Here is a 19,865-nt window from a genome sequence, read left to right as displayed (position 1 = left end):
AATTACTTGTTTCCTGATTAATCATTTTATTTATGAATAGATAAATCACTGATCCATTCTTTAGTCAAACATTGACTATAAAACGATTCTCTTAATAAGGGTTGAAATTGACCAGCTTGCGCCAAGGTATCTAGTCTAAATTGTCGGCCGTTTTATTAATCCAAACTAGATTGCAGTGAATGTTCGTATAGGCATGATCTATATATTAAGCAATATCACGAAAAATAATGTGTGTGTTTGAATGCATGCATTTACACTCTCTCACTGTCAATTTAAATCCACAGCGGGCACTCATTCTATCTTTAAGCTTATCTTTTGAACAATGCCGTTAAGAAAATCCGAATTTTATCTTCACTACCTCGTATAGATTACTGAGCCTAAATACACCTTGATTCATAATCACAAGCTGGACGAACGGTTGTAAAACAAATCCCACTTCATGCGTTATCTTAATTGAAAGTACTTTCCTCTCTAGTCAAATGAATAAAATGAACTCATATACGCTGCTTTGGGGTTCTGTATAATAAGAAGGTAAGGGCTTTAGGGTCTTTACAAGAACTCAAGTTCCATCTCAAATAAAAACCATGTTATTTTTTTGTTTTATTACACACGATAAGATTCAGCCAAGTTTATAATAAATAAATGTATTATTTTTAACTACTTACCAGTCTGAACCAATCGGATAATCCACAATCAAATAAGGTGTACTCTAAGGTTTTAATTAATAAAAAAAATGATTCATTTATTTATTAAAAACTGGATGAATTGCAATTGAGAAATAATGCGCTTACTGAAGCAGTAACGCTTAAATTTGAAAATTATATAAACTAAAAAGGTACGTTGAAATGCCTATTCATTTTTTTATGGCCGTATTAATTTTATACGGTATATCTTCCACCGTTACCGCAGAGGCATCATTAAAATTGCCTCCATCTGTAAAGGTTGATCCTGCAGCTTTGAATTATGAACCAGTTTGCGACCCCAAAATATCCGCTGCCTGGCGAGAAGCACAAGAGATAGAAGGTGTTAAAATTCGAGAATCACGCCTTTGTAGTCCAGATAATCCAGCATGGATTGCAGCAGCTGTCAAAGGAACCAATAACATTTCCATGGCTACGCTCATGGAAACAGGCCTTTCCCCAGATGCCGTTATAAAAACCGATGACTTGGATGGAGATGGGGATCCAGATCGCATTGTTATCAAGCTTGAGGTCATCGAATTAAACGGTCGATCACCTGATTTCGAAGGAGTAATCCCAACCTTTGATATTGCACCAGGCGTACAGCCCGGCGCTTGGGTTTTTGCTCCAAAAACCAGCGGGATGTCAACCGAAAATTTTGAAAGTATTAAAGCCCAATCCCTGTTGCGTTTACCTGCACCGGTAATCCGTGTTGAACAAGGCGATATTGTGCAAATTGTGCTAGAAAACACGCACTATCTTCCACACACCATACATTTGCACGGCGTTGACCATCCGTTTTCACACCATGAGTATAAGGGTAATGATGGTGTAGCAGAAACCAGTGAAATGTTCTTAATGCCAGGCGAAAGACGCATCTATGAATTTCAGCCACGCCAGACTGGCACCATGTTTTACCATTGCCATGTCCAAACCCATACGCATCTGGCCATGGGCTTAGTCGGCATGACCATCGTCGAAGAAAATCGACCCAATAACTGGGTTCAAACTTTAAATATTGGCGGCGGGCAAGTTCGACACCCTTCTGTCGCCATAGCAGAGCAGTTTGACCAGGAATACGACCTGCACTACCATGCAATGGACAAGGAACTCCATGAAATCATTCAGAAATACAACGATCCCCGTTTAATTGCACAAGATATGAATCTTAAATACGACATAACTGATTCAACCGAGGATTACTTTACACTGAATGGCCTGTCGTATCCTTATACTCTTCGGGAATCAATCATACCGGTTGAGCCCAACCAAAAAATAAAACTGCGCGTATTAAATAGTACCGGTGAATTACTGGCACTACATACACATGGACACAAGGCAACCATAACTCATTACGACGGAGTCGAACATAATCCCATAGCTCAGATCCAACGTGATGTTTATGACCTTGCACCAGCTCAACGCATTGATCTCACCTTAAATACCACCATTGATGGATTGCATAGTTATGGCGAAGGTCTCTGGTTGTTTCATGATCACAGGGAAAAAGCGATTACCACTGATGGTTCCAATCCCGGAGGAAATACGAGTCTAGTTGCCTATCGATCATATCTCAACGAAATGGGCATACCGCAAGGACTTGGTATTGGGTTAAATAAATACTTTACTAAGGAATTTCATCAGAGAAAAATATCCGATTGGGAAGACCTCGATGACACAGGTACCTTAGGCATACCTGCTGGACAAACGGTAATCGATACTATTACGCGCACGGAAATACTCAACTTTTTATACGGGCTTCTGCTGAGCATTGCTGTTTATTTGTTAATCACCAAGAGACAACAAATGAAGCAAGCCATTCTGCGCGCGACCTCTCGCCTCAAAGGTTCAAAAGGAAGTATGAATAATGATTAAATATATTGCTATCTCACTAGCAGGTTTACTATTTTTTAGTCCCTTTATCCATGCAGCAGATCAGACAGAACCTGTCGATCACAGTGATCATGATATGGAAAATCACGAACACCATGATATGACTCAGCATGATCACTCTATGGACCATGATGACCATAGTGATCATAGTGACATGCTACACGGTGATGATCATATGATGGCTGATCCTCCCGGCAAACATGGAAAACACGAAACTGAAGAAGGTCATACTGCTCATCATGGTGATCACCACCACCATGCAGATGATGACCATATTATGGATCATGAGGGCGGCATGATTATGGGGCAAAATTTTGATAAATTACCCAGCAGCTGTAATAGTATCTCTGAGGAAATCGAAATTACGGTACGGGCGGGTAGAAAATATGCAAAAGATTTCCCTGGTACTGCTTTTGCCTTTGATAATCAAGAATGGCATGTCAAACCTTGCGCAAAAGTGACCTGGCATTTTATTAACGAAGATGAGGTTCGCCATCAATTTATGATGCACGGGCTTCCAAGGTATCTATATAAATATGGCATGTTTCACCTTGAGGTTACCGGACCCAAAACAATTTCTGGAACAATCATTGTGCCCGCTACTGACGAAACTTATCTCGTACACTGCGATATATCTCAACATATGGAAAAAGGTATGAAAGCACAGCTAGTTGTTGGAAAAGGAGGAGAAGATTTATCCAGTATACCTGGACTAACACCTTATAATCTTACAGACACCTATGAGACACCGGATTTACCACAAGTAAATGATCAGGAAGACCAAGATTCAATAACAAAACAGATTGTTGACTTCTTTGCTACTAATTCATTTATTTCAGGAATGACAGCCCTTGGTCTGTTAGTTGGGTTATTAATCCTGTTGTTGATTAACAAGCTTTTTTTATCAAAAGGATTAAAAGTAGAAAATAACCAAGGCTAAATATTCATCATATTGAGAGGACATGAACTTGGTGATGACTAGTTTTTACTCTAGTTATCACCGGAGTGCTTCTCTCATTTTCTTATTATTACTGCTACATCCCCACTCTATCAGTAAACTGGTCATAGCTAAATCTAGCTTGTTTATCGAAATTTCATATTTAAAACCGGATGAAACCTTTGAAAAACTCCAACAGATTAAAACTAATCCTTTATAATCAATAGATTAAAATAACTCTGGCAATATAGTTGACTAAATTTATCGGGTATTGTATAGTTGACTAAATCCATCGGGTATTATCTTTTTTGAACCTAATTTTTAACAACCAATACCACCCGATTTATCAAAGGAGTTATTCATGAGGTTAACAACGAAAGGGCGATTCGCGGTAACAGCACTGTTAGATTTAGCAATGCAACAAAGCAATAATCCAATAACACTTGCGGACATCAGTCAACGACAAAAAATTTCATTATCCTACCTTGAACAATTATTTGCAAAATTGCGCCAGTCTGAATTGGTGGATAGCGTGCGCGGGCCAGGAGGTGGCTATTGCCTTGCTAAGGAACTCGAAGAAGTTTCAATAGCTGACATCATTCTTGCTGTTGATGAGCCAATTGATGCCACACAATGTGGTGGAAAAGAGAACTGTCATAATGACAGCAAATGCATGACTCATGATCTTTGGGCAAAATTGAATGAGCTCATTTTTGATTACCTAGGCGCGGTGACACTCAAACAACTTGTTGATAACCAATCAATTCAGCAAGATAAAAAAGCGACACCATTGTTTGATATCCGGAAAACCATGCATGAAACTACCGCTGCATAAATAGATGTTTCTTTAGTTCAGGTTTTATCGATTACACAATTATCAGAATTCTTAGCCTTTTCAATATAAAAACAGCCGGGAAAAACAATTTGTAGCGATACGTGTCTATTTATATTGAGAATTTAAATATTAAATGGCCAAAAGAGAATCTAATGAGTAACAATATTTATTAAGTTAATCATTTATAATTGTGAATAACGAATGGAATCAAGATATGGTAATTACATTAACTGAAAGTGCCGCAAAACAAATACATCAACAACTCGAAAAACGGGGTAAAGGTTTGGCTTTACGAATTAGTATCAAAAAAGTAGGCTGCTCTGGCTTTGCTTATACGTTTGATTATGCCGATGAATTTCTGGCTAATGACCGGGTATTTGGGTCCTATAATGCAAGTGTCGTTATTGATATGACTGACTTACCGTTCTTTAATGGCTCAAGTATCGATTTTATCAAGGAAGGATTGAATAGTTCGTTCAAGTTAAACAATCCTAATGTTGATAGCGCGTGTGGCTGCGGTGAGAGCTTTAGCTTGAAAGACCTAATTAAAGCTTAATAAAGCTTAAAAAATACAGAATAATCACAATAATTCAATGTATTTTTATTTCTTATGTCCCGACATCTTGATTAGCAGCAGGTAAAACTCCTGCTTCCAGCAAAGATGCCGAAAAAATCAGAGGAATAAACCAAATGAGTGCAGTATTACAGAGTCTAGTTAATCAGCCGTATAAACACGGTTTCGTCACTAAAATTGAATCCGATGTTGCACCCAAAGGACTTAATGAAGACACGATCCGATTGATTTCAGCAAAAAAGAAAGAACCCGAATGGCTTCTTGCGTTTAGGCTTCAAGCTTATAAGAAATGGCTCACCATGGTTGAGCCTCATTGGCAGAACGTTAATTACCCAAAAATTGATTTTCAAGCTATCAGTTACTATTCAGCACCTAAGCCAAAGAAGAAACTGGCCAGCATGGATGAAGTTGATCCAGAATTACTGCGTACGTTTGAGAAACTTGGGGTACCCATGCATGAGCGTGCTGCACTAGCGGGGGTTGCTGTTGACGTGATTTTTGATAGTGTATCCGTCGCTACTACCTACAAAGAAAAACTCTCTGAAGTGGGTATTATTTTCTGTTCCATTTCAGAGGCTGTACAAGAGCATCCTGAGCTTGTAAAAAAATACCTGGGTTCCGTTGTACCCGTAGGTGATAATTATTACGCTGCTTTAAATTCAGCCGTATTTACAGATGGCTCATTCTGCTTTATTCCAAAAGGTGTTAAATGCCCAATGGACTTATCAACCTATTTTCGTATTAACACGGAAGAATCCGGTCAATTTGAACGTACGCTGATCATTGCTGAAGACGGAGCATCTATTTCTTATCTAGAAGGTTGCACTGCCCCCAGGTTTGATAGCAACCAGCTACATGCAGCAGTTGTTGAGCTGATTGCGCTCGATAATGCAGATATTAAATACTCAACAGTACAGAACTGGTACGCAGGTGATGAACATGGTATCGGTGGTATCTATAATTTTGTTACTAAACGTGGTTTGGCCAAAGGTGTTAACTCGCGTATTTCGTGGACTCAGGTTGAAACCGGTGCCGCGATTACCTGGAAATATCCGTCCTGTATATTACGTGGAGATAATTCAGTCGGTGAATTTTATTCGGTCGCCGTCACCAACAATTATCAACAAGCGGATACTGGCACCAAAATGATTCATCTCGGAAAAAATACACGCAGCACTATCGTCAGTAAAGGTATTTCAGCAGGCCATTCTAATAGCAGCTATCGCGGACTCGTTAAAATCGCACCCACGGCAGATGGTGCACGTAATTATTCACAGTGTGATTCAATGTTAATAGGTGATCAATGTGGCGCCCATACTTTTCCATACATCCAGGTACGGAATAATAGCGCTAAAGTTGAACATGAAGCCTCAACATCTAAAATAGGGGAAGATCAGCTATTTTATTTTGCGCAACGTGGAATTGATGCTGAAGAAGCTGTGTCAATGATTATTAATGGATTCTGTAAGGATGTGTTTCAACAGCTACCTATGGAATTTGCAGTTGAAGCGACTAAGCTTCTTAGTTTCAAGCTAGAGGGAAGTGTCGGATGATTAATCAGAACAGTAAAACAATTCTTAATGTGCAGGGCTTGCGTGCGACTGTAAATGGTATTGAAATTCTAAAGGGAATCGACCTTACAGTAAGAAGTGGAGAAATACATGCAATTATGGGATTAAATGGCTCAGGAAAAAGCACCCTCGCCAAAGTACTTGCTGGTCACTCCGCTTATGAAGTTACTGGAGGAAATGTTCAATTCGAAGATAATAATTTATTTGAACTTGCGCCTGAAGAGCGTGCACGGGCAGGTATTTTTCTCGCATTTCAATACCCAATTGAAATACCCGGAGTAGCGAATAACCAGTTTCTAAGACTCGCATACAATACCTTACAGGTACACCGCGGTAAAGATGAGCTTGATCCACTCGAGTTTGATGACTTTGTACGTGAAAAAATGAAGCTACTGGACATGAATCCAGATTTCCTGGATCGCAGCGTCAATGAAGGCTTTTCTGGTGGAGAGAAAAAACGTAATGAAATTTTACAGATGGCCTTATTGGAACCACGGCTGAATATTCTTGATGAGACCGATTCGGGACTGGATATTGATGCCTTAAAAATCGTTGCAAATGGCGTTAATCAAATTACAAATAAGGATAATGCAACGATACTGGTCACGCATTATCAGCGCTTACTCGACTATATCGTACCCGATTACGTACACGTTATGGTTTCAGGTCGCATCGTCAGGACCGGCGGAAAAGAGCTTGCGTTGGAGCTCGAAGCACGTGGTTATGACTGGCTTAATGCTGAGCGTGAGACTACTGTGGGAGCAGCAGTATGAATGAAACTGTCAGCAGTGGCTATCTCAAAAGCCTACTTAAGACATTACCTGAATTGTCAACAGGCCCTCTTCCTTGGTTAAATCAACTGCGATCCCAAGCAATTGATCGCGTTGGTATGCTAAGAATGCCTACAACGCGTGATGAGGAATGGCGCTTTACTGATATTTCACCGCTCATTAAACTGCCATTCCAACCAGCGCAGATAACCTCTCAGCTGCAATCTGCTGATATCGAATCTTTTTATCTTGAAGAAGCGACAACGCGGCTTGTATTCATAGATGGTCATTATGCGCCAGAGTTATCCAATGTTCCGGATAAATCTAATATAATTGCTGGTAATTTATCAGAAATTGCGCTGACTCATACGGATATCATCGCTGCGCATCTTGGGCAATATGTCGAATTTCAGGACAATGTGTTTGCTGCATTCAACACAGCATTTTTGCTTGATGGTGCAGTAATAATTATTCCACATGATACATCAGTAACCACTCCTGTACATCTGCTATTCATAGCAACCCAGAAGGAAGTCACAAGTTACTCACGCTGTCTAGTGATTGGTGAAACCGGCAGCAATGCTACGATTATTGAAGACTATGTTGCACTGCAAGAATCCACCTATGTTACGAATACAGTCACCGAGATTAGCCTTGCAGCCAGGGCTCAAGTGAACCATATCCGGGTTCAACGTGATAGTAACCAGGCCTTTCACTTTGCAAACGCCGCTGTATCACTGGCGCACACAAGCCATTATCAATCAGTCAATATCACCCTTGGTGCACGTATTTCACGTCACAATCTGAATGTACGTCTAACGGATGAAGCCAGTACTTGTGCGATTGATGGATTAGCATTGATTGCAGATCAACAGCTCGCAGATACGCATACCGATATTGACCATTTGAAACCTCATGGTACTAGCCGCCAGCTACATAAATGCATTGTTGATGGTGCTGCTCACGCTGTCTTTAATGGTAGAATTATGGTGCATCCCAATGCACAACGCACTAATTCTTCTCAATCTAGCCGTAATTTATTGTTAACAAGAAAGGCACACGTCGATACTAAGCCACAGCTTGAAATTTTTGCTGATGATGTGAAATGTGCACATGGCGCGACTGTTGGCCAGCTTGATAATGAAGAAATCTTTTATTTGAAAAGCCGTGGGCTATCCGAAATTGCTGCGCGTAATTTATTGACCTATGCTTTTGGTGCGGAAATTATTGACCGTATATCTATCGCATCACTTAGGAATCAGCTTGAGCAAACCGTACTAGAACAAACACAGAGTTCTAAGTTATGAAAATTATTGATGCCGAATTGGAACAACAAATTATCTCTACCTACGACCTAGAAAAGATTCGTGCTGATTTCCCGATTCTTAAGCTAAAAATCAATGGTAAACCATTGGTCTATTTCGATAGCGCTGCCTCTGGCCAGATGCCGCAAACCATAATTGATCGATTAGCCTATTATCAGACAGCACAGCATGCCAATATAAATCGTGGCGTATATTACTTATCAGAAGTAGCCACTTCAGAATTTGAAGGCGCACGCTGTAAGCTACAGCACTTTATCAATGCACGTGAGAGCAGAGAAGTCATCTTTACGAGTGGCACCACTGATGCAATCAATCTCGTTATGCACGGCTATGGGCGAAAATTTATCAAGGCAGGCGATGAAATTATTTTGACGATGTTAGAGCATCACTCAAATATTGTTCCATGGCAGATGTTAGCAGAAGAGGTCGGCGCTAAAATTCGGGTTGTACCGATCAACGATGCAGGCGAACTTCTCATCGATGAATATGAGAAACTTTTTAATGAGCGTACTAAATTTGTCAGCTTAATACATGTATCTAATGCGCTAGGCACAATCAATCCAGTTAAACAAATGATTGCTTTTGCACGTCAGCATGAAATACCCGTATTAGTCGATGGTGCGCAGGCAGCACCGCATATGAAAGTAGATGTTCAAGATCTTGATTGTGATTTTTATACTTTTTCCGCTCATAAGCTGTGTGGGCCCACAGGCGTTGGCATCTTGTATGGCAAAGCTGCATTGCTTGAAGCTATGCAGCCTTTTAAGGGAGGTGGTGATATGATTTCATCTGTAACATTTGAGAAAACCACCTACAACACCATTCCACATAAATTTGAAGCTGGCACCCCTCCCATTGCTGCAGCAATTGGATTTGGTGCTGCGGTTGATTATTTATCCACTATTGGGATGGATACGATTTATTCACATGAAACTGACCTACTTAACTACGCAACTGAGCGAATAAACGATTTACCGGGTGTGCATATTATCGGAACAGCTTCATCTAAAACAGCTATTCTATCATTTGTAATAGATGGTATTCATCCGCATGATATAGGTACGCTGCTAGATCAAGACGGCATTGCTATTCGCACCGGACATCATTGTACACAACCCGTCATGCAACGTTTCAAGATACCCGCAACATCTCGTGCTTCATTTGCATTCTTCAATAACAAAACAGAGATCGATGCCTTGATAGCAAGCATTCGCACTGTACAAAAATTTTTCTCATAAAATGAATACAAAATCACTTTATCAGGAGGTCATTCTCGACCACAATAGAAAGCCACGCAATTACGGAACGCTAGACCATGCTAGTCACCATGCAGTCGGGCATAATCCTCTATGTGGTGATCGTCTCGATATCGCATTAAAGCTGGATGGAGAGCAAATAAACCACATCACATTCCAGGGCGAATCCTGCGCAATATGTAAAGCATCTGCTTCCATGATGACAACTGCTGTAAAGGGAAAGTCACGTGCGGATGCTGAAACCTTAATTCAGGAATTTCGTGAGATGGCGATGGGAAAGCTTGCCCTGGACCGTCCTAATCATCTCGGACGACTCACTGTGTTCTCGGGCATACAGGACCTGCCTACACGTGTCAAATGTGCAATTTTGCCGTGGCATACGTTACATGCTGCTCTCAATTCAATGACTAGCATTTCAACCGAGACAGATGATAGCTCACTGCAGACTACTCCAGATAGCGCTTGAATATATCATGCCATGATTTTTACCCTTATTTATGTAAGAACTTATTTGATAAAACTATCGGTCAATTTTATAAGATATTGGAGTGAATAGAAGTAAATGCCAAGAATAGCTGATATTGAGGGAACACCTAATAAAAATGCCTTAAAATTCATTCTCAAAGAACCTTTGACTTGGGGAATAACGCATTCGTATGATAATGCTGAAGATGCAAAAGATGATCCACTTGCATCAGCGTTGTTTGATATTGATCATGTTACCAATGTATTTTATGTTGATCGTTGGATCACCATCACGCAAGATGGAGAAGCCAACTGGCAGGATCTGGCTCGCGAAGTCGCTGATCCTATTCGCGCTGCACCAGCTGCAACCGAACAATCTAAGACCACAGTAGCTGCAGCTAATACTGTCATAGCTGGATTAAGTCCTGAGGATCAACAACGTCTTGAAAGAATCAACGTATTGCTTGATGAGGAAGTACGGCCTTATCTGCAAAATGATGGCGGCGATCTTCATGTACTCGGACTGGAGGGAGATATTCTTCGAATACACTACCAAGGCGCTTGCGGTACCTGCCCCAGCTCAATTTCAGGCACTCTCAGAGGAATCGAACATATGTTAAAGGCAATAGAACCTGACATTCGAGTCGTAGCAAGTTAACTATTTTCTTTTGAGCTATAAATCCGATATCTTTCATATTCGGTCAGTGTCGCATCGATCACCATCTCCATCACACCCTTAATCATCGAACCGTATGATTGTGTGTGTTGACAAAAAAACATGGAAGGAAGGCCATTCAACCTACCATTGGCCATCAGATGATTACGAGATCGGCACAGACTCATGCTCAAAACAAGGATAAGAAATAATTACAAAGACCGCTGCATAACTGTGTTTTTAAGCTGTTCTGATTACTTGCAGCATTGATAAATCAAACACTTAAAAACCTTTCCCAGCCCGAGATAACCAGTTATGCAGCGGTCTTTTACATCTATTCAAGCTAAAAATCGCCTCTCAAACCTGCCACAAGCGCTCGTCCTGGCTGCGGAGAAAAATTCTTTAAGAAGGAGGTATGAATACGTATTTCTTCATTTAATAAATTTCTACCTTGTAAAAATAACCTGATACCATTTGACTTGGTTTCCTTAATACGATAGCTTGCTTCAAAGTTCATTAACGTATAACCAGATGTACTGGTTTCAAGCTCTGCACGCTGACTCTGACGCAATACATGCATTGTATTCAGATTGGTTGACCAAGGGCCAACTCTATGATTTAGCTCTATTCCAAAGCGAAGGGGTGTTGTGCGAGGGACATTGCCATTTTTATCCAACTTACCGCGTACGTAATCTGTAAATAGGCGCAAATCAAAACTATCCGGTTTTAATGTAAACAATACCTCTGCTTCTGCCCCATAAAATGTTGCTCCTGTCTGAGTAATATCCTGTGCCTGAAATTCGCCACCCAGATCTAACTCACCCTCCTCATCAACACGATCCGCCACACCATCACCATTAACATCAAGATTACTCAGAAAGATATAATTATTAAATCGATTATAAAAAGCATTCACCTTCCATTGAATAATCCCAGCCGTCTTCCTCAAAGAAAGGTCAAAATTATGGGAAGTTTCCTTAGCCAAAGCATTATTACCGATTTGAAATGTAGCCGTACCATGATGCGCTCCGTTCACATATAACTCTTCTATAGCCGGTGCACGTTGTCCTCGTGTAACGGTAAGACCCAATCCATAGTTATCCATCAGTGTCCATAGCCCACCTACAGAACCACTAAAAAGATTAAATGTCCGTGATGAATCCACATTATTCTGTGGATTTCGAGAAGCATGTTCGAATCGTCCACCAAACTCCAGCCGTAAACGATCCAGGTTACGTTCTTCAAGCAGGAATAGCCCAGTCGAGCGCGACTTTGTCACAGGTATTATCGCTTCTTCTCCCAGGGCAGAAAAGTTCCGATCTTGAAGCTGTATACCGAAAAGTCCTTTCCAGTTCGCAATCGGGGTATGTACAAACTCAATCCGATTATCAAGCTCTCGGTTTGTATAACGCGTGCTGACTTCACCATCACTCTCCAGCTCATTGTGCTTATAGTCGTTATATCCTATGCGAATCTTAAGTTTATCTAACCCCATAATTGGCCTATCCAATTCACCTGCCAGACCATAGCGCACCTGTTTCAAGTCAATACTAGCGCCATCAGGACCAGGAATACCGTATACACTTTCCATTCCAGAAATCGATCCGCCAAAGAATCCACGTTCCCCAACAAAAGATCCGCCAACTGATCCGCCTTGTGAATCGACCGCGCTATTTCTGACTACATTCTTCTCACTATCTGGATTATGAATTTCTGCGCGGCCTGGAATGCTATAATCACCCGTTTTACGTTTGAATGCACCAAAACTCCAGGACATCTGGCCAATACTGCTATTTGCATTAAAAGCACCTGTTCGTTCTTCCGTCGCCGTATTACCACGTATTTCAAAGTTCCCAGTAGGTGAACTGAATAAACGATTTGGGATACGGTTGGTTACGACATTAACTACACCGCCTGCTGCACCCCCACCATAAAGCAATACTGCTGGGCCACGCAAAATTTCAATTTGTGCCGCATTCAGCGTTTCTACTGTAACAGCATGATCTGGACTGAGAGATGACACATCCAATCCACCGACACCATTTTCCAGAATTTGAATACGTGGACCATCCAAAGCACGAATAATAGGACGACCAGCGCCTGGTCCAAACGAACTCGATGTCACACCCAATTCATTTGATAAAGTATCGCCCAGACTTATTTCACGTTTGCGGCGTAAATTATCACCTTGTAAAACAGTTATAGGTTGGGTCATCTCAAGCGCACCACGATCTTCGAAGGGTGATGCCGTCACCGTAACATCGGGCAAATTGGCAGTGTTATCTGTATCCTGAGCATAAGCATGCGATATTTCGAACAATGAGAAACAACAAACAAATATCGCCAACTTATAGCGTCTATTTATATCCTGAGTTTTAACTTCACAGAAATCATAATTTAAATATTTCACGCAGTTCCTATCAACACATTAATAGGTTTTATGCAACAGAGTTGCATAAAACCAGATGAAAATGCATACAGAATGAACATAAAACGATGAGCGATGACGGTGCAATAGCAGCTTATCTAATGCAGAATTCTATCCATCACAGTTAGCTAGAAATAATACCCAAGAACTTCTAACCGGAGGTGCGCGCGAATAATAAAGAGAAGGTTCCTGCTGAATACCATACTCAATCCTTAGCTGCGCTAATAACTGGCTGGCTAACTGAATAAGCAGGAACAACAATACAGTGATAAGAATAATATTCAGAGCTATCGAGGCAAAACAATCAAGACAGATTTCATCAATATCAGCATTGATATCACGTTCATCATGATTACTGTCGACTTGAATAACGCCCGCTACCTCAGTTTGAGCATAATGCGTAAACACATGTGCCATCAAGAAAATCGGCAGGAACAATAACGCTAATATCAAAGCAAAAATTAAGCTCTTACGCATCATGAAGGATTAAAATCGTAGCGATACTGTTAATTATTTTAGTTTTTTATGTCTATCTAAGCATTTTAGACACATTGGGAACACAGGCCTTTAACTGTCAATTCAACCTCCTGAAGTCGATAACCGGTTGGCAATGACCAACCTTGTCTAGCAGGAGAATCATCAAGACAAATTACCTTTGTGCAGCGCGTACATTCAAAGTGAGCATGCTGATGTAAGTGTATATCCTCATTTGCCCTAAATCGCCATACCCTATCAGTACTGATTATTTTATGTACCAAGCCCCTTTCTGTTAGCCATTCAAGCACACGATAAAGCGTGACCCGATTTAACCGTCGTTTCCCAATTAGCCGCACTTCAATTTCACGATGCGTAATCGCCTGCTTTTCACCTAATAAAATAGCAAGAATACCAACCCTGCCCACTGTTGTTCGATCACCACTGTGTCGGATTATTTTTTCAGCTGCTCTTTGAAAATTGATAGACATAGAAAATATTTATGCAACACTGTTGCAATCATTGTAATAAATCTGCTTTATATTTGCAATGGCATATTTTGATTAATCAATATAAAACAAATAGTTACAACAAACAACGATTCATTTAAAAAGGATCAGTAAACTAAGAAACAGAATAATCACAAAAGTCTCAAAATTAAGGGCAATTAACAGCGATCTTTCTTCTTCTAATTACGTATAGATACACTAGACCCGCTTCTTAAACTCATTGGTACGTGTATCAATTTCAATCTTATCACCAATTTCGACGAAAGCAGCAACCTGAATCTCAAAATCGGTGCCTTTCAGACGTGCCGGTTTCATGATTTTTCCAGTAGTATCTCCGCGTACAGCAGGCTCCGTATACTCTACCTCACGAACAATAGTGGATGGCAATTCAACTGAAATGGCTTTATCCTCATAAAAGGTCACTTGGCAAACATCTTCCATGCCATCAATCAAATAGTTCAATACATCAGGCATGTTACTTGCCTCTACTTCTATTTGATTATAATCTACGTCCATAAACACATATAACGGATCGGCGTAATAACTATACGTGCAGTCTTGACGATCTAATACCACGATGTCAAATTTTTCATCTGCTTTATAAACGGACTCAGTAACCGTTTCAGAAAACAGGCTTTTTAGCTTCATCTTAACTACGGATGCATTACGTCCTGATTTAGTGAACTCGCTCTTCTGTACTACCATCGGATCATTACCGATCATGACAACATTACCTGAGCGTAGCTCCATTGCGGTTTTCATATTTCATCCTAAAATTAAATTGTTCGCAGTCAGGTGATCGCTTAAAAATAGCAACTCCCTCACTCCTTATGGGTTGCAAATTATATCCGATTTTCAGCAAACGACACTAGATTGGATGCCAGATCATTTTGGTAACACAGCTGCTCAGCCCAGGCCTGATTATATTGTTGTAATGCGACCTGATGAGCGACAAAGGCAAGCCAAGTATCATTAATTTGACCGCGTCCATTCCAGCTATACCACAGTGCGCGCACCACACCTGCGACCTCTGGTAGCATGTTGGCTGTATAAAGATTAAGAAAAGCCTCTAACTTTGTCCAATGTGTATTCTCTGATTGCGGATAAATATGCCAGACGAATGGTTTTCTTGCCCACTGAGCACGAATAAATGAATCTTCGCCCCTCACGAAATTAAAATCGCACGCCCACAATAACCGGTCATAGTCAGTCTGCTCTAAAAACGGGATGCACTGCACAGATAACTGACCCAATTGCAGCACCTCACTTATCCCAGAAGATTCAGGATCAATATATGCTGTCACTTTTTCAGCAACGGATCCCTGTGGTATCAGCACATAAACAGGAACGGTTGAATAAACCCACGCTGCAATCAACCCTTCCAATGGCGCAAAATCATAACAAAACAAGGTAATACGCAGCTCCTTTTCTCTACGTGCCGGAATACCCAGCCGTTGCCAAAACGCAGACTGCGCAGCCTCATCAAATGCGTTGTGAGTAGATAATAGTTTTCGCTCCCGTAATAATCCCCCCGTATTCCGCACGAATCCAGGGAAAAAAAAATATTTGACTAAAGGTAAACGAGGATGAGGGGATGGCAAACTATGATAGTTCGCTACCCAATTTTCAGCGCTGAGATATTCTAGATTAATCCATACCGGGTGCTGCGTCGATTGTCCCATTGCTATTATATAGGCATCAGGTAATTTGCAACCAAACGCTTCAATTACGACCTCTGCAGGCTTAAGCCCAATAAATTGTTGCGGCCAGAGGCGTATTTCAACATCTTGAATTTGCTGTTCCGCCATGACCGGATTAATGTCTGGTGCAATGCGCACAAAACTGGCCAGATCATCTACCCATAACCTGACTATTAGTTGGTATTCGCATGCCAGCTGACGCGCAAGCCGCCAGCTAACTCCGATATCGCCATAGTTATCAATAATCGTGCAGAAAATATCCCAGCGTCGTTGCATCAGATGCCACCATCACGTTCACTGCCCTTACTCCAAGACGGCTGCTTCAACTAATTTGGCCTGCAAATCATGCGCATCGGAAGCAATAATTTCGACTTCCACAAAGTCACCGGATTTTAAATGAGGGGCATCAGCCATATACACCAGACCATCAATTTCTGGCGCATCAGCAGCACTACGAGCAACCACCTGATTATCCTGGACGTCATCGACCAATACAGTCATTCGCTGACCTATTCTGCGAGTAAGCCGCTGACTACTAATCTCTTCCTGTGTTGCCATGAAACGAGCACGACGCTCTTCTTTGATATCTTCTGGAAGAGCATCGGGTAAAGCATTGGCCGTTGCACCTTCAACGGGCGAATAAGTAAAACAACCCACACGATCCAGCTGCGCCTCCTGCAAGAACTGTAGCAGCAGTTCAAATTCTGCTTCAGTCTCACCCGGAAAACCAACTATAAAAGTACTACGCAACGTGATATCCGGGCATATTTGTCGCCAACTCTGGATACGCGCTAAATTGTTTTCAACACTTGCTGGTCGCTTCATTGCTTTTAAAATACGTGGGCTAGCATGTTGGAACGGCACATCAAGATAAGGCAATATTTTACCTTCTGCCATTAATGGGATGATTTCATCGACATGCGGATATGGATAAACATAGTGCAGCCTTACCCACACTCCCAGTGTAGATAGCGCTTGCGTTAACTCAGTTAAACGCGTCTTTAGCGGTCTGCCCTGCCAAAAACCAGTACGATATTTAATATCGACACCATAAGCACTGGTATCTTGTGAAATGATCAGCAATTCTTTAACACCCGCCTGAACCAGATTCTCCGCTTCTTGCATAACTTCGCCAATGGGGCGACTAACCAGATCACCCCGCATACTTGGAATGATACAAAAGGTACAGCGATGGTTACAACCTTCAGAGATCTTTACATAAGCATAATGTTTTGGCGTTAACCGAATGCCTTGGGGTGGAATTAAACTAGTATAAGGGTCGTGTGGCTGAGGTAAATGCTGATGCACAGCAGCCATCACTTCTGGTAGGGCATGCGGACCTGTAACGGCCAATACCTGTGGGTGCGCTTTTTTAACCACCTCACCATCACCTTTCGCACCAAGACAACCCGTGACAATAACCTTACCGTTTTCAGCCAGCGCTTCACCAATTGCATCCAGTGATTCCTCCACAGCACTATCAATAAATCCGCAGGTATTGATTATGACCAGATCAGCGTTCTCGTAAGTGGGAGAAATGCCATATCCCTCGACACGTAATTGAGTAAGAATTCGTTCAGAATCAACCAGTGCCTTAGGGCAGCCAAGTGAAACAAAACCAATTCTGGGAAGCGATTGTTTAAGCGAAGACATGTAATACCCGATATTAGTAATAGCTAACCAGCTATAATTTATAGTAAGTAAGAATCGTACTTTAAAAAAACAAGTACACCACCAAATAGAATTGAGTCCATATGAACAGTCCACGTCTCAAATAAACTCTGCTGTTTATTTCAGACATACCATCATTAAATATGATACAAATACATGTGTATAAGCTTCATTAATCCAGCGCATGTTTATCCATTTTTTATATATAGAAAATCATGTATACCATTTCGGTCAAAAGAATCACTCCATTAGTACTACTTGTACTTTTTCTACTTCCACTAACTGTACAAGCGGAAATAAATTGTTCGACATTGCCTCGCTGGGTAACACTGCATAATGGCTTACAGATCAACCAGCAACATATTTTTTGTGGCGAATGGAGAAAAGATCGTCCAAAAGGTTTTCATTCGCGACCGAATGGATTGAATCCTTCAACTATTGCATATTTCACAATCCAGGACTCCCCTAATGCTGCAGGTGTCTATACTGGTAGATGGTCTTATCAACACCGTCTAAACAAAAATAAATTCTCTTCCATGTTTCCCGATCACTGTTCAATTGAACAGGTGCTTAATTCAATTTCCTATGCATCTGCATATTCCAGCCCTCATTGTCCCTCGGGTTCTCCAGATTGGTTAACATGTGGGCAAAATAAACCTCCCATCACCGAGGAAAATTCAATACAATTCTGCAGTATTAATAATCAATCTTTTACGATCGCTTTCGCGCGCCTTAAGGATGGCAGAATCAATACAGCATTTCCAATTTACGACTGAAAATCAAATGGTTAAACAAAAAAAACAACTACAGAATAACCCTTCCCAGGATCTTATAACAGCTTATCTTACCATTGACATACAAAAAAGCCCTAAAGGAGTAGAAGAACTATTGCAAAAAATAAAAGCAGTCCGCTCTGGACAAATTCCTTCATGGGAAAGAATCGGCAATGCTTATTGTCTTCGTTTATTTCCTAACCATATTGAGATCGAAGAAGATTATGCAGAAGACACCGGTAGTGTAATCAAAATTCCAATTACTGATTTTGAAAGCGCCGTAACTTCATGGCAGGAAGTTATAAACCGATAGTCAAAGCACTGTTTTAGGCATTAATCCAGGCGCTTCTACAAGCAGGAACTCCTTAAATACCCGTGCGACATTTGAAAGGCGTTTATTCTTACGATTCACGATATGCCAATGGCGTATAATTGGAAATCCCTGCACATCTAATACTTGCAAGCGTTTTGTTTCAAGCTCCAGTTCAGCCGTATGTAATGACATAATACCAAGCCCCATACCTGCTTGTACGGCTTGCTTAATAGCCTCCGTGGTATCCGTCTCCATTCCCCTGTTAATCTTGATTTTATGCGCGTCAAAGAAACGTTCCATAGCGCTTCGTGTTCCAGAACCCGGTTCACGCACCAGGAAAATCTCTTGCTCCAGCCTTTTTACCGGGATCTGGCGAGCCTTGCAAAGCGGATGATTCGGAGGCGCAATGACAATCAAAGGGTTTTCCATAAATGATTCGCTAACAATATCTAAATTTTCCGGCGGTTGTCCCATGATGGCAAGATCGGTTAGGTTATCCGCCAATTGTTTCAATACCGTTTCGCGATTGGATACATGTAGACTGACGGTAATACCACTATAACGTTGACAGAATTTTGCCAACAAATGTGGTGCAAAGTAATTCGCAGTGCTAACCACTGAAATATTAAGTCGGCCACGCTCCAATCCTTTTAGTTCACTCAAGGCAACTTCCATATCCGCCAGTTGTTGAAAAATTTCACGGCTGTAATGATAAAGCTCGCGCCCAGGCTCGGTCAGATATACTCGCTTCCCTATTTGTTCAAATAAGGGTAGTCCAATATTTCCTTCTAATTGCTTGATTTGCATGGAAACAGCTGGTTGGGTCAGATATAATTCTTCAGCAGCACGAGAATAACTCAGATGACGCGCAACAGATTCAAATACTCTCAATTGTCGTAATGTAAAATGCAACATAAGTCGATAATCACAATATCATCATAAGTAAATGCTTATCATAGTTATTAGAATTATTGATTTGTTCTTATAGATATTTATCATTATAGTGTATGTCCATGCATCAAGTAGTCATGTTTGT

19 protein-coding genes are annotated in these 19,865 nt (G+C 41.0%); 12 read left to right on the top strand and 7 right to left on the bottom strand.

Going from position 1 to position 19,865, the window contains the following annotated elements:
- The first annotated feature begins 845 nt into the window (after positions 1-845).
- From BUQ89_RS08105 to BUQ89_RS08060, 10 genes are all read left to right on the top strand, one after another.
- A complete protein-coding gene (locus BUQ89_RS08105) occupies positions 846-2,555 on the top strand; it encodes a multicopper oxidase domain-containing protein (protein WP_036572860.1) in 1,710 nt (569 codons plus the stop codon).
- Positions 2,548-3,513 carry a cupredoxin domain-containing protein gene (locus BUQ89_RS08100; protein ID WP_051537557.1) on the top strand — a complete coding sequence of 322 codons (966 nt, stop codon included), beginning with the start codon at positions 2,548-2,550 and terminating at the stop codon, positions 3,511-3,513. The genes BUQ89_RS08105 and BUQ89_RS08100 overlap by 8 nt, the downstream gene beginning before the upstream one ends.
- 358 nt (positions 3,514-3,871) lie before the next feature.
- Complete coding sequence (gene iscR, locus BUQ89_RS08095; RefSeq protein WP_028461195.1) at positions 3,872-4,345, top strand: Fe-S cluster assembly transcriptional regulator IscR; 474 nt, start codon at positions 3,872-3,874, stop codon at positions 4,343-4,345.
- A gap of 214 nt (positions 4,346-4,559) precedes the next feature.
- Positions 4,560-4,901 (top strand): HesB/IscA family protein, encoded by a 342-nt coding sequence (locus tag BUQ89_RS08090; RefSeq protein WP_028461196.1) that lies wholly within the window; start codon positions 4,560-4,562, stop codon positions 4,899-4,901.
- A 134-nt stretch (positions 4,902-5,035) separates the two neighbouring features.
- Positions 5,036-6,472 carry a Fe-S cluster assembly protein SufB gene (sufB, locus tag BUQ89_RS08085; protein WP_028461197.1) on the top strand — a complete coding sequence of 479 codons (1,437 nt, stop codon included), beginning with the start codon at positions 5,036-5,038 and terminating at the stop codon, positions 6,470-6,472.
- Positions 6,469-7,263: a Fe-S cluster assembly ATPase SufC gene (gene sufC, locus BUQ89_RS08080; protein WP_028461198.1), complete on the top strand. Its 795-nt coding sequence runs from the start codon at positions 6,469-6,471 to the stop codon at positions 7,261-7,263. Before sufB ends, sufC begins: the two co-directional genes overlap by 4 nt.
- Positions 7,260-8,567: a Fe-S cluster assembly protein SufD gene (gene sufD, locus BUQ89_RS08075; RefSeq protein WP_028461199.1), complete on the top strand. Its 1,308-nt coding sequence runs from the start codon at positions 7,260-7,262 to the stop codon at positions 8,565-8,567. The genes sufC and sufD overlap by 4 nt, the downstream gene beginning before the upstream one ends.
- Entirely contained in the window at positions 8,564-9,823 is a 1,260-nt protein-coding gene (locus BUQ89_RS08070; protein ID WP_028461200.1) for a cysteine desulfurase, read from the top strand. The genes sufD and BUQ89_RS08070 overlap by 4 nt, the downstream gene beginning before the upstream one ends.
- A 1-nt stretch (position 9,824) precedes the next feature.
- Positions 9,825-10,307, top strand: coding sequence for a Fe-S cluster assembly sulfur transfer protein SufU (gene sufU, locus BUQ89_RS08065; protein ID WP_028461201.1), 483 nt, complete (start codon positions 9,825-9,827; stop codon positions 10,305-10,307).
- A 96-nt stretch (positions 10,308-10,403) separates the two neighbouring features.
- A complete protein-coding gene (locus tag BUQ89_RS08060; protein WP_028461202.1) occupies positions 10,404-10,964 on the top strand; it encodes a NifU family protein in 561 nt (186 codons plus the stop codon).
- 340 nt (positions 10,965-11,304) lie between these two features.
- Here the strand turns inward: BUQ89_RS08060 and BUQ89_RS14395 are convergent, their stop codons facing one another.
- From BUQ89_RS14395 to rimO, 6 genes are all read right to left on the bottom strand, one after another.
- Positions 11,305-13,371, bottom strand: a complete 2,067-nt coding sequence (locus BUQ89_RS14395) for a TonB-dependent receptor (protein ID WP_083399511.1) — start codon at positions 13,369-13,371, stop codon at positions 11,305-11,307.
- Positions 13,372-13,500: 129 nt separating this feature from the next.
- Positions 13,501-13,869 carry a hypothetical protein gene (locus tag BUQ89_RS08050; RefSeq protein ID WP_051537558.1) on the bottom strand — a complete coding sequence of 123 codons (369 nt, stop codon included), beginning with the start codon at positions 13,867-13,869 and terminating at the stop codon, positions 13,501-13,503.
- A 62-nt stretch (positions 13,870-13,931) separates the two neighbouring features.
- Positions 13,932-14,354 carry a Fur family transcriptional regulator gene (locus BUQ89_RS08045; protein ID WP_028461204.1) on the bottom strand — a complete coding sequence of 141 codons (423 nt, stop codon included), beginning with the start codon at positions 14,352-14,354 and terminating at the stop codon, positions 13,932-13,934.
- A gap of 216 nt (positions 14,355-14,570) precedes the next feature.
- Positions 14,571-15,134 (bottom strand): elongation factor P, encoded by a 564-nt coding sequence (locus tag BUQ89_RS08040; protein WP_028461205.1) that lies wholly within the window; start codon positions 15,132-15,134, stop codon positions 14,571-14,573.
- A gap of 80 nt (positions 15,135-15,214) precedes the next feature.
- Positions 15,215-16,348, bottom strand: coding sequence for an elongation factor P maturation arginine rhamnosyltransferase EarP (earP, locus tag BUQ89_RS08035; RefSeq protein ID WP_028461206.1), 1,134 nt, complete (start codon positions 16,346-16,348; stop codon positions 15,215-15,217).
- A 27-nt stretch (positions 16,349-16,375) separates the two neighbouring features.
- Positions 16,376-17,725, bottom strand: coding sequence for a 30S ribosomal protein S12 methylthiotransferase RimO (rimO, locus tag BUQ89_RS08030; RefSeq protein WP_028461207.1), 1,350 nt, complete (start codon positions 17,723-17,725; stop codon positions 16,376-16,378).
- A 233-nt stretch (positions 17,726-17,958) separates the two neighbouring features.
- Between rimO and BUQ89_RS14620 the strand changes: the two genes are divergently transcribed.
- Positions 17,959-18,519 carry an EndoU domain-containing protein gene (locus BUQ89_RS14620; protein WP_036572863.1) on the top strand — a complete coding sequence of 187 codons (561 nt, stop codon included), beginning with the start codon at positions 17,959-17,961 and terminating at the stop codon, positions 18,517-18,519.
- Positions 18,482-18,829 carry a YacL family protein gene (locus tag BUQ89_RS08020; protein ID WP_143772764.1) on the top strand — a complete coding sequence of 116 codons (348 nt, stop codon included), beginning with the start codon at positions 18,482-18,484 and terminating at the stop codon, positions 18,827-18,829. The genes BUQ89_RS14620 and BUQ89_RS08020 overlap by 38 nt, the downstream gene beginning before the upstream one ends.
- Here BUQ89_RS08020 and BUQ89_RS08015 read toward each other — a convergent pair whose 3' ends face one another.
- Positions 18,830-19,744: a LysR family transcriptional regulator gene (locus BUQ89_RS08015; protein WP_028461210.1), complete on the bottom strand. Its 915-nt coding sequence runs from the start codon at positions 19,742-19,744 to the stop codon at positions 18,830-18,832.
- Positions 19,745-19,865: the final 121 nt, after the last annotated feature.

The sequence above is a fragment of the Nitrosomonas cryotolerans ATCC 49181 genome, assembly GCF_900143275.1.
Classification (GTDB): Bacteria; Pseudomonadota; Gammaproteobacteria; order Burkholderiales; family Nitrosomonadaceae; genus Nitrosomonas; species Nitrosomonas cryotolerans.
Note: the sequence above shows the minus strand (reverse complement) of the source record. Positions and strands in the feature narration are given on the sequence as shown.